Below are 13849 nucleotides of genomic sequence, written 5' to 3'. Positions count from 1 at the left end.
CGCCAGAACCGCCGTAGTCCTGGGGGGATCCCATGCGGGCATGCTCGCGGCACGCGCCCTGGCCGGCCTCGCCGACCGGGTCGTCGTCGTCGAGCGGGACGTGCTGCCCGACGGCCCCGCCCCGCGCAAGGGCCTGCCCCAGGCCCGCCACGCCCACATGCTGTGGTCGGGCGGGGTGCGGGCGGTGGAGGAACTGCTGCCGGGCGTCACCGAGACCCTCCTGGCCGCCGGGGCTCGCCGGGCGCCGGTCACCACGGACATGGTCGTCATGGGCCCACGGGGCTGGTTCCGGCGCTGGCCCGAGTCGCACCACGTGATCCTGGCCGGCCGCGACCTCCTGGACGCGACGATCCGGGCCCTGGTCCTCGCGGACGACCGGATCGAACTGCTCTCCGGCGTCGAGGCAGTGGGCCTGGCGGGCGATGCGGAAGCGGTCACGGGGGTGCGGGTGAGGGCCCGGGAGGGGCTGGCGCCGGGCGCCGCCGCGGCGCGGGACGCGGGGGCGGCACCCGACGCGGAGTGGGTGGTGCCGGGCGGGCTGGTGGTCGACGCGACCGGGCGCGGGTCGCGGGTCGGGCGGTGGCTGACCGAGCTCGGGCTGCCCGCTGCTGAACGGCGGGACGTGGACTCGGGGCTGGCGTACGCCAGTCGCCTCTACCGCGCGCCCGAGCAGGCCCGGTCCGGGTATCCGATCGTCAACGTGCAGCCCGACCCGCGCGCCGGGGGGCCGGGGCGGGCGGGGTTCCTGCTGCCCATCGAGGACGGCCACTGGATCGTCACCCTCAACGGCACCCGGGGCGGCGAACCCTCCACCGAGAACGACGACTTCGTCCGCTTCGCCCGCGAGGAACTGCGCCACCCCGTCATCGGCGAGCTCCTCGAACGGGCCGAGCCGGTGTCCGACGTGGCGTACACCCGGGCCACCGTCAACCGTCGCCACTTCTACGAGCGGATGCCGGCCTGGCCGGAGAACCTCACCGTCCTCGGCGACGCCCTCGCCGCGTACAACCCGCTGTACGGCCACGGTCTGGCCGTCGCCGCCCAGAGCGCGGTGATCCTGCGGGACGTGGTGCGCCGACGGGGGTGGGGCGCCGCCGGGCTGTCCCGGCGGGTGCAGAAGGCGGTGGCCCGGCCCGTGAGCACCGCGTGGGACCTCGCCGTCGGACAGGACGTGTTCTGCCCGGGCGCGACGGAGGACGGGCCCACCCTGCGGGACCGGCTCGTGGCCGCGTACGTCGGCCGCCTGATGCTCACGGCCACCGGCAACGGGCGGATCGCCCGCCGGGTGACGGACGTGACGTCGCTGGAGCGGGGGCCCGAGGTGCTGCTGGCTCCGTCGGTGCTGCTGGCGGCCGCGCTGGGGCCGTGGAAACCGGCGTTGACCGGCCCGCCGCTGACCGGGGACGAGTTGAAGCGGGCGGGCTTGGAGTAGTCCCGGACGCCGACCGGGCGGGCGGCACCGAGCCGCCCCCCCCTCCCGGCATCCGGCCGTCCCCTTCCCGGCACCGAGCCGCCCGCAGCCAGGCGCAGAGCCGACCGCCGACAGGCGCGAAGCCGACCGCAGCCAGGCACGGAGACGCCCTCCGCCGGGCGCGGAGCCGTCCCCCGCCGGGCACGGAGTCGACCGCTCGCGAACGCTCGCGAGCGGGCGCCCGCGCCCCGGCTGCCCGGCTGTCTGCCGGGCGCGTGTTCAGCCGGCGAAGGCCGGTTGTGCCAGGCCCTTTCCGGCGTCCGGTACGACCAGCAGCGATCCCGCCACCGGGTGCGGTGACTCCAGGCCCACCCGGGCGGTGGTGATGTACAGGTCGGTCAGGTCGGTCCCGCCGAACGCGCAGGCCGTGACCCGCGGGGTCGGGAGGGTGAGCACCCGGTCCAGTTCGCCCTCCGGGGTGTAGCGGCGTACCGCTCCCCCGTCCCACAGCACCACCCACACGCAACCGTCGGCGTCGACGGTGAGACCGTCGGGGAAGCCGGCGCCGTCCTCGATCTCGACGAGGGTGCGGCGGTCGCTCAGCCGCCCGTCCGCCGAGTGCGCGAAGACGTCGACCCGGCGCGTCGGCGAGTCGGCGTAGTACATCAGCGTCCCGTCCGGGCTCCAGCCCGTGCCGTTGCTGACCGCGACGTCGTCGAGGACCGTCTCGACCGAGCCGTCGCCGGTGAGCCGGGACAGGGTGCCGCCGCCCGGGGCCTCGTCGTAGCGCATGGTGCCGGCCCACAGGGAGCCGTCGGGCGCGACGGCGGCGTCGTTGGCGCGGCGGCCGGGGACCGGCTCGTGGTGCAGCCAGCGAAAGCTGTCGTCCGGGTCGAGCAGGCCCACGCCGTCCCGGAGGTTGAGGACCAGGCCGCCCCCGGCGCGGGGCTTGGCCGCGCCCACGTGCTGGTCGGTGACCCGGACCGTGCGGCGGCCGGTCGAGGGGTCGTAGCCGTGCAGGCGGGAGCCGAGTACGTCGAGCCAGAGCAGCCGGCCGGTGGCCGGGTCCCAGGTCGGCCCCTCGCCGAGGATCGCCTCCGCCCGCACGGCCACCTCGTACGACGTCGTCATGCCACGCTCCGGTAGCCCAGCAGCTCGGACAGCTCGGCGGCGCCCTTCGCGGCGAGCTGCTCGAGTTCGACGCGACGCTCGTCGCTCCAGCGGATCATCGGCACGGAGATGGACAGGGCGGCGACGACCTGGCCCGTGCGGTCGCGCACCGGCGCCGCCACACAGCTGACGTCCGGGTTGGACTCACGGCTCTCGACCGCGACGCCCCGCTCCCGGATCTCCGCCAGGGCCTCGCGCAGGGCGCCGGGCTCGGTAATGCTGTTGGGGGTCATCCGGATGAGGTCGGCGTCTTCGGGGATGCGCGCGCTGAGCTCCGGCTCGGGGAGCGAGGCGAGCAGCATCTTGCCGACGGAGGTGCAGTGGGCCGGAAGACGGCGGCCGGCGGCCGACACCATCCGGACCGCGTGCGTGGAGTCGACCTTGGCGATGTAGATGACGTCCGTGCCCTCCAGGATCGCCACGTGGACCGTCTCGTCACACGTCTCAGCGACGGTGCGCGCGACCTGCTGACCCTCGGCGGCGAGGTCGAGCTGCTCGGCGTAGCGGCTGCCGAGCTGGTACGGACGTACGCCGAGGCGGTACCGTCCGGGCTGTCCCGGTACGGCCACGATGTACGACCGTGCCGAGAGTGTGGTCACCAATTCGTGCACGGTGGTGCGCGGAAGCTGGAGCTTGCGCACGATATCGGGGGCGGAGAGCGAACCGTCCCCGTCGAGGAAGAGCTCGAGAATGTCGAGAGCTCGGGTCACGGCGGGTACGAGGCGTCCCACAACCGGCCCTCCCTTAGGTAGTCGTCTCAGTGCCTGTGTTCGAGATTTCAACAGGCGATCGGCATGACGAACACAGGCTGTCATACGGCGTTGCGCCGGGCAATGGGCGGGAAACGCACAGTGGCCCAGGACGGTACGCCCGGTGGGCCAGGATGGAGGGCATGCCGACCCAAAAACGCCTCACCGGCTCCTTTTCGGCGCTCGACTTCCAGCAGGTCCTGCTGCGCCGCATGGCCGATCACAATCCCGATCTGGTGGAGGAAGCCCGCCATGCGCTGGGCGTCTCCCTCGCACAGACGCGGGAGGCCAACAAGCGGTGGCAGGCGATGCTCCACTCCCCGCACGCCCGCGGCGCACTGGCCCGCTACCGCTCGGTCCTCGGCGAACCGGAGTCCCGGTCGCCCCACCGCGTCGGGGATCTCGACTGCGAGGCCTGGCTCTGGCCGCTGCCCCTGTGGCCCGAACTCCGCTTCGAGGTGCTCCTCGCCCCGAACGGCGGCGTCTGGAACGAGTGGCTGGTCCGCGCCCCGGGAGCCGCACCGCCGCGCCTGACGAGCCTCGAGGACCTCACCCCCTGGTCCTGCACGGTCGACGAGGTCGCCCACGCCTTCGCCCCGGCCCGCCCCCTGGAGGGCACCGCCCCCACCCGCTGGGGACTGGCCTTCACGGCCCCGGACGGCTGGGGCGTACGACGGGAGGTCGTCGCCGAGTTCACCTGGGGACTGCTCCAGCGGACGGCGGTCCGCTAGATCCGCGCAAGAGCCGCTAGGGCCCGCTGCCCCGGCCGAAGACGATGTCGCGCACCTCCTCGCGCAGCCGTGCCGCTTCCTGGCCACGGCCCACGGTGTCGAGGCGGATGGACAGGACGTTGAGACTCTTGGCCAAGTTGCGCCAGTACGCCTCCGGTCGGGCTTCGGCCAGCCGCCGGTAGATGCCGACCGCCTCCCGGGCCGCGTCGAGCGCCCTCGGCCTCCCGTCTCCCAGCAGGTCGAGGGCGTGGGACAGCACCTCCAGGGCGTCGGCGAGTTCCGCACGGAGCAGTCCCGACTGCTCGGCTTCCAGCTCCCGGTAGATACCGACCGCCTGAGACGCGTTGGACACGGCCTCCCCGGACTGCCCGACGGCACCCAGCCACAGTGACAGGTTGCGCAGACCGCGGGCGAGGGCCTGCCGGAGGTCGACGGCCCCATGGGCGACGAGGTTCGAGTAGATCCCGACGGCCTCGCGCCCCACCACCAGCGCGGTCGTGACCCGGTCGCGGTCCGCATTGTTGACGGCCAGGCAGTGGAGGACTTCGGCGAGCTGCGGATGGGCGGCGTCGGGTCGCTGGGCGGCCAGTTCCCGGTGGATCGCCACGGATTCCGCGATCGCCTGGTGCGCGCTCTCCCACCGCTGGAGAACGCGTTCCCAGTGCCAGCGCACGTGCAGGCTCTGGGCGAGGGCGGCCCGCGCACGCGGGTCCGAGGCGGCCTGCACCCGTCGCAGGTCCACCGCCTCGCCGGCGGCGCGCAGGGCCTCCACTGGCCGCTCGACAGCGCCGTACCGGTCGACGAGACTGCCGAGCCCCACGGCCAGCGCCGAGCGGTGCGCCACCGGATCGACGCGGGTCAGCCCGCGGAGGAGGTCGACCGTCTCCAGGGCGGCGTGCAGGGCCGCTCGGCTCTCGCCACTGCTTTGCAGTACGAGTGACCACAGGTGGAGGCTCTCCGCCAGCCGCGGCCGCTGCTCCGGGTCCCGGTCGGCCAGCCGCCGGCGCAGCGCCACGGACTCTTCGGCGGGCGGTCGCGCCTCCACCCAGCGGTATGCCTCGGCCAGCAGGCTCGCGAGACCGTACAGCGAGGTCGCCAGGGCCGGCAGGGCGGTGTCGGGCAGTCGCTCGGCGAGTGGTCTGAGCAGCGCGACCGCCGACTCGTTCGCGGCCACGGCGTCGGCCAGGTTTTTCGACGCGGCATACCGCCCGGCCAGTTCGTCCAAGGCGGCGGCGGCTTCCACACCCCTGTTCGGGCCGAGCAGCATCATGTTGGACACGGCACGGTCCCGGTCGTCCGCCGAGGTCGTCGGCTCGCTGATCACCTCGCGCAGGAACGCGGCCGCCTCCTGCGCATAGACTTCGCCGAAGTCGGACGGTCGCAGGTCGTCGGGGAAGCGGCGCAGGGCGTAGCGCGGGTTGGGCAGCAGGTCGCGTGGAACCCCGGCGGCGAAGTTGCGCGGTGTCGACGGTGACTCGCCCGGCCAGTCCGCGGCGACGGCCCGCATGAGGTCGCCGCCCGTGATGTACCGGTTGCGGGGCAGCCAGCCCCACCCCTGTGGCACCTCGTCCGGGCCCCGCCGAAGCAGTCGGGCCAGCCACCTGCCGAACGGGCCCTCCCCGCCGACCTCGTAGGGCATGGCGGCGGCCACCTGACCGGTCCAGGTCGTGGCTCCCAGTTCCATGGGCTGCGGTGGGTATCCCCAGGTCCGGTCGCCTCCGGGGGTCCGCACGGTGTCCATCACCACGATGACCTGTTCGGCCCCCGACGTGGTGACCAGCCGGAACACCGTCTCGCTGTCCAGGCAGGTCTCCGGCCGCGCGGGGTCGCTGTCGCGCAGGACGAGCATGGGGTGAGCCGGGCCCTCGGCGGCGTATCCGCGGAAGTACAGCACGAGCGGCCCGCCGCGCGGCATCCTCAGCCGGCGGAGACGGTCGATGACTGACGCGGCGGAAGGGTCGGCGAGGTACTCCCTGACGTAGTCGGCGCCCAGTGCGCCGCCCACCTCTCGGCACAGGTCGGGTTCGGTGTCCAGCGGGGGCAGGAGTCCGTCGTCGTACCGCGTCACCGAGATGCCGAGGAACCTCCCGCCGAGGCCGCCGCCGCCCAACGGCAGGGCACGCTCCGGTACCAGGAAGACATGGCCGCGCGCGGTCCGCAGCCGGACGGGCCCAGCCCCGACGGACACGCGCACCTGCCAGTCGGCCGGCACGGACAGCTCCTCGTCCCGGTCGCGCAGGCCGCCGGAGAGCAGCGTCAGCAGGCGGGGTGCGGTGTCGGGCACGGACAGGGCGTACGTGCCGGGCGGCACCTCGGTCGGGCCGACCGTGTCGACTGCCCTGCCGTCGAGCTCCAGCTCGTCGCCGTCGCGGCGCACGGTGATCCGGACATCGTCGAGGAGTCGTGTCAGGTCGCCGAGACGGCGTGCGGGCAGCGGAGCGCGTTCCGTGCGGGACGGGAAGCGCCCCGCGGCGAACCACGGGCGGGCCGCCTGGGCCAGCTGCCAGCCGGTGGGAGAGTCGCGGACGTCCTGCGGCAGCCGGTTCCAGGCGGAGGCGAGCCACTGTTTCAGCCCGTCGCGGTTCTCGTGGGCGATGGCCTTGAACACCGGTGCCAGCGCGTTGTCGATCTCGGCCGGGCGCCCAGCCACGGCGAGCCAGGTGACGCGCTCCTCCAGGAACAGAGCCGGTGACAGGTCACGGTGCACCCGCTCGACGACCCGCCACAACGAGTGCACCGGGGCATCGGGGGGTTGTCGCCGCAGCCAGCCGCCCAGGCGTCGGTGCAGCCGGCGTCGCACCTCGGTCTCGAAGACGATCTCCTCGGCCCCCTGGGACCGCACGAGGCCGCTGAACCAGAGCTCGGCCTCCGTCTCCACACCGAACCGCGGGAACAGCGCGAGCCGGACCGCCCGGATCAGTTCGGGCTCCACCCTCACGGCCACGCTGAGCGCGGTCGCCAGGTCGAGGACCGGCTCGTCGCCGTACTCCCCGTCCCCTTCACCGCCCGCGCAGTCGTTGTCGAGGATCACGAGCGACGCCCGACCACCGCGGCGACCGTGCTGGCCGTCGTCGAACGGTCCCAGGTGAGGACCGACAGCAGCCGTGTCAGCTCCGTGGGCACCCGATCGGCCGGATACGGCACGAGGGCCAGAGCCGTGCATCCGGCCCGGACGATCTCGTCCAGCACGCCGTACCACTCGGCGGCGAGGGCGCGCCGGGGATGGAAGACGGGCCCGCCCGCGCCGAGGTCGGAGACGACCAGGACACGCGTACCCGGGCTCGGCGTGCGATAGGGCAGCCAGGTCCGCCGGGCGCCGGGGCCCGTGCCACGGGTCGGCGCGTCGGCGAAGTAGCGGACCTGGGTGAGCTCGGCGCCGACGAGACCGGTGATCCGGCCGACGAGGTCCTGCTGGTCCCGGTGGTACGGCTGCATCGCGTCCCCCAGGTCGACGAGGACCTGCACGCCGAACCGGAGGGTGGGGCGCGCGGCCCTCGGCAGCCGGGTCAGCGGAATCCCCCGGGCGAAGGCCTCGACCAGGCTGTCGATGTCGGGCTCGCCGTCGTCGCGGACCCGGGTGGTCAGCATCGCGTTGAGGATCGCGGCCGAGGACCGTCCGGTGAGCAGCGGCTCCAGCTGCGGCCTCGCGCTGAGGTGCCGCTCGGTCACCACGTCAAGGGAGGGTATGGCCTCCCAATCGGTGAGATCCGGAGCGTCGAACCGGGCCACCTCCAGCACGGGCAGGTCCGGCGGCCTGGAGAGGAGGGAGGGGCCGGGGTCCGGGGAGGGCGGCTCGTCCCGGTCACCGGTGACGTCCGGGACCGGCACGGGCGGGGGGACGTGCGGCGGCGCCGAAGGGACGGCCGCGGGCGGACAGGGGACCGGTGCGACCGGTATCGGGACGGGCGCCGGCGCCCCCTCGGTGAAACCGAGGAGGTGGGCGATCCCTCGCCGGGCGGCCGGGTCGTCGCCCGCCGCCGCCAGCGCCCGGACCAGATCTCCCACCCAGATCTCGGGCACCCGCCCCGTCACGGGACGTTGTCCTGCTTGAGCAGAGCCATCCGGCGCACGGCCGGCCAGTACGGGTCGCTCTCCTGGGGCCGGATGCCCATGCTGCGGCAGGCGTTGAACGCGTCGAGGAACTCGGCGGTGCTGGGCTTTCGGTGCGCCCTGCGCTCGGCGTCCGTTCTGAGGTACTCGACGACGCCCGCCAGCTCCTCGGCGAGGACCGCGTCCTCCTGAGTGAACGATCCGCCATAGGTGTCGGCGTGTTCGCGCGCGATCTCGACCAGCTCCCGTCGGTCGGGATGGTCGAGCTTCACGACGAGGCAGCGCCGCAGGAACGCCTCGGGCAGCTCGCGCTGTTCGTTGGTGGTGATCACCACGAGTGCCTGGGCCTGATCCTCAGGCTCGACCTTCTGTCCGGTCTGCGACAGGGTGAAGCGGCGGGAGCCCAACGGCACGAGCAGCCCGTTGGGCAGTTCCGGGTCGGCCTTGTCGATCTCGTCGATCAGGACGACCGAACAGGCCGGCAGGGTGCTCATGTCCGCCTCTCCGCCGTCCAGGAAGACGTCCGGCCAGGCCCGGTGGGCCCTGGCACGGACGGCGTAGGCCCGGGCGGACCGCGGCGCGAACGCCTTCCACAGCACACCGGGCTCCACATAGGTGTCCATGGGGCGGAGCCGCTGCGCCTGGGCGTCGGCCAGCCTGAGCACATGATCGAAGCTCCACAGCAGGTCCGGCGCCTGGGTGCGCGAGGTCACCACGTGCTCGTGGTAGGCCCACCTCTCGCGCCCCGCCACATGGGCGGCGAACGACGACTTGCCGCACCCCGGGTCCCCGCGCAACAGAAGCGGCCGTCCGGTGGCGAGGGCGGCCGTGACGGCCAGGTCGAGATCCCCTCGTACGACGTACCCCTTGCCGTCCGGCCGGTCGGGTGCGTTGCGCGACCCGACGGGGTGCGCCGGGGACTGAGGGGTCGTCACGACGCCAGGTCCTTTCCGTACTGCTTCCTCCTGGCGAGGATGTCTTCCAGCGCCCGCGCGGTGCGGCCCACACGGTCCTCCGTGCCGGGTTGCAGCTCGATGCGCAGTGCACGGCGGCCGATCATGTCGAGCTCCGCGGTTTCGGCGTCATCGGTCAGGACGACGATGTTGAGCCAGTAGAGGTCCGGGTGCTGGATCAGCGCGCCCACCAGCTTCCCCACCGTCCTCAGGTCGGTGTCGTCCGGGTCGATGACGAGGAAGAGCACCTCGCCGTCCAACGGCGCGTCCTGCACGTTCTCCGACTTGAGCAGTCGGCACGCAGCGGCCAGACAGGCCCGCATGAATTCCTGCTCCTGTTCCTCGCCCGCCCTCAACAGGACCGTTTCGACCCAGTAGCGGCCCGAGGAACACGAGGCCCTGTGGATGTGCTGGTGGGCCGTGCGCGACTTCTTGGCGGCCAGCGTGGCGACCACCCGGCTGCCGTCCGGAAGGAGCAGCCGGACGTCCATCGGATCGATCCAGGTGGGCAGGATCAGGGTGACGAACTGCGAGAGCCGGTCCAGCGTCAGATAGAACTCGATGTCGGCGACGGCGCCCGGCACCTGCCCGGTCGGCACCGGCCCGAGGAACTGGTGCGCGACGAAGCGACGCCCCTCCCAGGGGGTGACGAACGGCCACTCGCCCACGTCGTTCCCGAGCGCCCGGGCGATGTCGATCAGCGGCTGTTCTGCGTTCACCCCGTCCAGACAGTGCTCGATCTTGTCCGTCAGGGACCGCATCCCGGAGGTGTCCGTCCGGCCCGGTGCGCCGCCCGCGTCGCCCAGACGTTTGACGATGCGGTCCACCAGCTCCTCGCACCCTTCGGACTCGCCTTGGAGCACGCACTGGAGATCCGCGAGATGCGACAGTTCCGACCGCCGCAGATCGCTCGGCGTCACCCCTCGCAGCAGCACCGGCACGAGAGTGAGACGCGCCCCCAGCTGAGAGCGCCAGAAAAGGTTGTTGGCCTCGCGTTTCAGCCAGGTCGCCGTGAGTCCCTCGCGGTGGATCAGGATGACGGCCGAGTCGCATCTGGCCATCCAGAGGAAGAGTTCCTGACGCCACTCCGCCCCGGGGAGAAGCCTCTTCTCGTCCACCAGGACTTCCCGGTCGGGCTCGAGCCGGGCTATGAGTTCACGCCGCATGGAGTCGGCGTTGCGTTGATCCTCTTCGGCTTTCGCCGAGCTGTGACTGATGAAGGTGCTCATCATCGAACACTGACCGTCCTGCCGCACTGCCCCTGTTAAGGGGCAGAGCGTCCCAGGTGAGGCGCTCATGGGTCAACTCGCCCTGATCAACCGAGAAGTGACGGTTGTTCACGAGTGATCAACTCCGACCCCGGAAAGGCTCATTACGCCTCGATCCGACGAGGCGCAGCGCAGCGCTCGTCCGGGAGACGGCCCGGGGAGCAGACGGCGAGGACGGCCCGGGAGGAGCAGACCATGGTGTCATCGGGGACGGCGCGTCCGGTCGTCGCGCTGGTCGGCAGCGCAGCCTCCGGCCCTGTCTACGTGCCCGAGCTGAAGCGGCCCGAAGCCGTCCCGGAGGCCTGCCGCGAACTGGGCCGCAGCCTCGCCCGGGCCGGCTACGACCTGGCCGTGTTCTCCGCGAAGCCCAAGTACATCGAGTACCACGTCGTCCAGGGCTACGCGGAGCCCTGCGACCTCGGTGGGCCGCGTCATGTCTTCGTCCACGTCCCCCGCCAGCAGGAGCAGGACTTCGGCCTGCCGGCCGACAGCTCCGTGACGCTGCGGACCGTCCGGGACACCGGCACCGAGTGGGAGGTGTCCTTCTTCCGTACCCTGCTCGCCAGTGACGGGGCCCTGCTGATCGGAGGCCGGCAGTCGACGCGGGTGGCCGGGGTGATCGCCATGGCCCAGCGCATCCCTCTGCTGCCCGTGGCCGCGTTCGGGGGCGGTGCCGGGCAGGTCTGGGTCAACCTGGACAAGGTCCGCAATGACGTGACGGACGCGGACATCACGCTGCTCGGACAGGACTGGCGGCCGGACTCGGCGGACCGGCTGGTCGACTGTCTCGACCGCCAGCGGCAACGCCGTGCGCAGTGGCTGCGGCAGAGCGAGCGATCCACCCGCCGTGCCTCGCTGACCACGGGCCTCGGCATGGTCGTGGCCCTGCTGTTGCTGGCACTGTCCCTCACGGGATTCGCTCTCGCGGGTGAACGCGGTCCCGCGACGGGCCGCAGCCTGGCCGTCCTGGTCGTGGCCCCGCTGCTGGCCTCCATGGCGGGCGCGGTCATCCGCGGTTCCTTCGAAACGGCGGACCGGTGGCCGAGGGCCGCGGTGAGGGGGCTGGGCGCGGGCCTAGTCTCCGTGCTGCTGTACGTGGCCTCACAACTGCTGGCGGTGCCCACATTGTTGGAGGAGGTGGACGTGCGCAGGCTGCTCTTCTTCACGCTTCCGCTGGGCTTCAGCGCCGGATTCACCTTCGACCTGGTCTTCGAACGGCTGCGCTCGGGAGCGGCGCCGGAGCCACCGCCCCTGCCGGGCGGCGGAGCCACGGCCGAGCGCCCGCCGCGTCAGCCCTGACCGGGAGTCCGCCGACGGGAGCCGTCCCTCAGCGGGCCGCCGCCAGGATCGACGCCGCGACGGTCGGCGCCGACTTCGGGTGCAGGAACAGGAACAGGTTCGGCTCGACCAGTTCCAGTTCCATCACGCGCGGCTCCCCGTCGTCGCCGTCCACGAGGTCGACGCGGGCGTAGAGCAGCTCCGGCGCGTCCGGTACGGCGGCCAGGGCGCGTTCGGCGACGGCGAGCTCGGCCGGGGTCGGGGTCCATTGCTCCAGGCCGGGGTGGGCGACCTTGTCCGCGTCGAAGGCGGTGCCGGGGGCCAGTACGGCCCGCTTGCGGCTGGCGTGCAGCAGGCGCCCGCCGTAGAACTGGAGGGCCCGCTCACCGCCGGTGTCGATGCTCCGCATGTACGGCTGCACCATCGCCGTCAGTCCCTCGGCGTGCATCCGCGCGAGGTGCCGTACGGCCGCCTCGTGCTGGTCGGGCGTGTAGCGGGCGGCGTACCGTGCGCCGGCGCCGGAGGTGGGCTTGACGACGTACTCGTGGTCGCCCGGCAGCCCCGCGGCGGCGTCGGGGTCGTCCGGGGCGAGATAGCGGGTGGGGACCGTGGGCACCCCGGCCGCCGCGAGCTCCCCGATGTACCGCTTGTCGGTGTTCCAGCGCACGACGGAGGCCGGGTTGGCCAGCCGCGTCAGTTTGCCGCACCGCTCCGCCCACGCCGTGAACTCGGCGGCGCGCCAGCTGTAGTCCCAGGTCGAGCGGATGACGGCGAGGTCGTAGGAGGCCCAGTCGGCGTCGGCGTCGTCCCAGAAGACGACGTCCGCCTCGGCCCCGGCCGCCTCCAGCGCCGCCCGCAGCCCGGGAAGGTCGCCGTCCTTGCTCGGCTCCGGCCGGGGGTCATAGGTGACGAGGGCGATTCGGGGCACGGCGGGACTCCGTTCTCGTACATCTGGACATCTGTACATCCGTACGTCTGTGTCGTACCTCCGCAGGTTAACGGCCGCCCCCGCGACCGGGACAACCTGTTTGACCTTCCCCCTCGGGGAGGCCCCAGCATCGGTGGCGGGAACGAGGAAGCGACGGGGAGAGCGGAATGGACATCGGGCCGGGCATACGGACGCTGACGATCGGGGCCTTCGCGCGGGCGTGCAGGCTGTCGCCGAAGGCGCTGCGCCTCTACGACGAGCTGGACCTGCTGCGGCCCGCCCGGGTCGACCCGGACACCGGCTACCGCCACTACGCGGTGGAGCAGCTTGAGCAGGCCCGGCTCGTGGCGTGGCTGCGACGCCTCGGCATGCCGCTGGCCCGGATCCGTGAGGTCCGCGCCCTCGACGATCCGGCGGCGGCCGCCCGGGAGATCCGCGCGTACTGGGCGCGGGTCGAGGCGGAGACGGCCGTCCGACGGGACCTCGCCGCGTTCCTCGTGGACCACCTCTCGGACACCTCACGAAGGGATGCCACCATGCTGGAACTCCGCTACTCCGCCCACTCCGACCGGGGCCTGGTCCGGCCCGCCAACCAGGACACCGCCTACGCGGGCGCCCGGCTCCTCGCCGTCGCCGACGGGTTCGGGACGGCCGGCGGACCCGCGAGCAGCGCCGCCGTCGAGGCGCTGAGGTTCCTCGACACCGAGGAGGCGCCGGCGGGCGGGGTGCTCAACCTGCTGGAGGACGCGGTGCGGGGCGCGAGCGACGCCGTGCGGGCCGTGTCCGACGGCACCGCCGAGACCGGCACCACACTGACCGCGCTGCTGTGGACGGGATCGCGCCTGGCCCTCGTCCACATCGGGGACTCCCGCGCCTACCTGCTGCGCGACGGCGGCCTGTTCCGCATCACCCACGACCACACGGTCGTCCAGTCGCTGCTCGACGAGGGCCGGCTGACCCCCGAGGAGGCCGTGAGCCACCCCCAGCCCGCCCTGCTCCTGAAGGCCCTGTCCGGCGGCAACCCGGGCACCCCCGACCTCCGTCTGCACGACGCCCGCCCCGGCGACCGCTACCTCCTGTGCTCCGACGGCCTCCCGGCCGTCGTCCCCGACGAGGACATCCGCGCCCTCCTCGCCACGACCCCGGCCCCGGACGCCGCCGTGCACGCGCTGGTGGACGCCGCGAACGGCGCCGGCGGGCCGGACAACGTCAGTTGCGTCGTCGCGGACGTGGTGGAAGCGGCGGCCTGACAGGTGAGGGCAGGGCGCGTGGGGTATGAACGGGTCTGTCGTGTCCCGCAGCCACTCAAGG

11 protein-coding genes are annotated in these 13849 nt (G+C 73.0%); 4 read left to right on the top strand and 7 right to left on the bottom strand.

From position 1 onward, the window contains the following. Positions 1 to 40: 40 nt before the first annotated feature. Positions 41 to 1432, top strand: coding sequence for a pyridine nucleotide-disulfide oxidoreductase (locus ACIRPU_RS03025; RefSeq protein ID WP_403860825.1), 1392 nt, complete (start codon positions 41 to 43; stop codon positions 1430 to 1432). Between the two features lie 258 nt (positions 1433 to 1690). Here the strand turns inward: ACIRPU_RS03025 and ACIRPU_RS03020 are convergent, their stop codons facing one another. Then, positions 1691 to 2542, bottom strand: coding sequence for an SMP-30/gluconolactonase/LRE family protein (locus tag ACIRPU_RS03020; protein ID WP_403860822.1), 852 nt, complete (start codon positions 2540 to 2542; stop codon positions 1691 to 1693). After that, entirely contained in the window at positions 2539 to 3312 is a 774-nt protein-coding gene (locus tag ACIRPU_RS03015) for an IclR family transcriptional regulator (protein WP_355705688.1), read from the bottom strand. The genes ACIRPU_RS03020 and ACIRPU_RS03015 overlap by 4 nt, the downstream gene beginning before the upstream one ends. 152 nt (positions 3313 to 3464) lie before the next feature. Here ACIRPU_RS03015 and ACIRPU_RS03010 point away from each other — a divergent pair, with 152 nt between their 5' ends. Beyond that, a complete protein-coding gene (locus tag ACIRPU_RS03010) occupies positions 3465 to 4061 on the top strand; it encodes a hypothetical protein (protein ID WP_403860819.1) in 597 nt (198 codons plus the stop codon). A 16-nt stretch (positions 4062 to 4077) separates the two neighbouring features. Here ACIRPU_RS03010 and ACIRPU_RS03005 read toward each other — a convergent pair whose 3' ends face one another. Genes ACIRPU_RS03005 through ACIRPU_RS02990 form a run of 4 tightly spaced genes read right to left on the bottom strand, consistent with a single transcriptional unit; the run spans position 4078 to position 10293 of the window. After that, on the bottom strand, positions 4078 to 7092 hold the full coding sequence (locus ACIRPU_RS03005; RefSeq protein WP_403860816.1) for a hypothetical protein: 3015 nt from the start codon (positions 7090 to 7092) through the stop codon (positions 4078 to 4080). Further along, on the bottom strand, positions 7089 to 8093 hold the full coding sequence (locus ACIRPU_RS03000; protein ID WP_403860813.1) for a hypothetical protein: 1005 nt from the start codon (positions 8091 to 8093) through the stop codon (positions 7089 to 7091). Before ACIRPU_RS03000 ends, ACIRPU_RS03005 begins: the two co-directional genes overlap by 4 nt. Further along, on the bottom strand, positions 8090 to 9046 hold the full coding sequence (locus tag ACIRPU_RS02995) for an AAA family ATPase (RefSeq protein WP_403860810.1): 957 nt from the start codon (positions 9044 to 9046) through the stop codon (positions 8090 to 8092). Before ACIRPU_RS02995 ends, ACIRPU_RS03000 begins: the two co-directional genes overlap by 4 nt. After that, positions 9043 to 10293: a TIR domain-containing protein gene (locus ACIRPU_RS02990; RefSeq protein ID WP_403860807.1), complete on the bottom strand. Its 1251-nt coding sequence runs from the start codon at positions 10291 to 10293 to the stop codon at positions 9043 to 9045. Before ACIRPU_RS02990 ends, ACIRPU_RS02995 begins: the two co-directional genes overlap by 4 nt. 234 nt (positions 10294 to 10527) lie before the next feature. Between ACIRPU_RS02990 and ACIRPU_RS02985 the strand changes: the two genes are divergently transcribed. After that, positions 10528 to 11631 (top strand): hypothetical protein, encoded by a 1104-nt coding sequence (locus tag ACIRPU_RS02985; RefSeq protein WP_403860804.1) that lies wholly within the window; start codon positions 10528 to 10530, stop codon positions 11629 to 11631. Positions 11632 to 11659: 28 nt separating this feature from the next. Here ACIRPU_RS02985 and ACIRPU_RS02980 read toward each other — a convergent pair whose 3' ends face one another. Continuing rightward, a complete protein-coding gene (locus tag ACIRPU_RS02980) occupies positions 11660 to 12538 on the bottom strand; it encodes a RimK family alpha-L-glutamate ligase (RefSeq protein ID WP_403860801.1) in 879 nt (292 codons plus the stop codon). A 185-nt stretch (positions 12539 to 12723) separates the two neighbouring features. Between ACIRPU_RS02980 and ACIRPU_RS02975 the strand changes: the two genes are divergently transcribed. Then, on the top strand, positions 12724 to 13788 hold the full coding sequence (locus tag ACIRPU_RS02975; protein WP_403861588.1) for a MerR family transcriptional regulator: 1065 nt from the start codon (positions 12724 to 12726) through the stop codon (positions 13786 to 13788). Positions 13789 to 13849 lie beyond the last annotated feature (61 nt).

It is taken from the genome of Streptomyces sp. NPDC102259 (genome assembly GCF_044766465.1).
Taxonomy (GTDB): domain Bacteria; phylum Actinomycetota; class Actinomycetes; order Streptomycetales; family Streptomycetaceae; genus Streptomyces.
The sequence above is the reverse complement of the archived record's forward strand: the minus strand, read 5'-3'. Positions and strand labels throughout refer to the sequence as shown.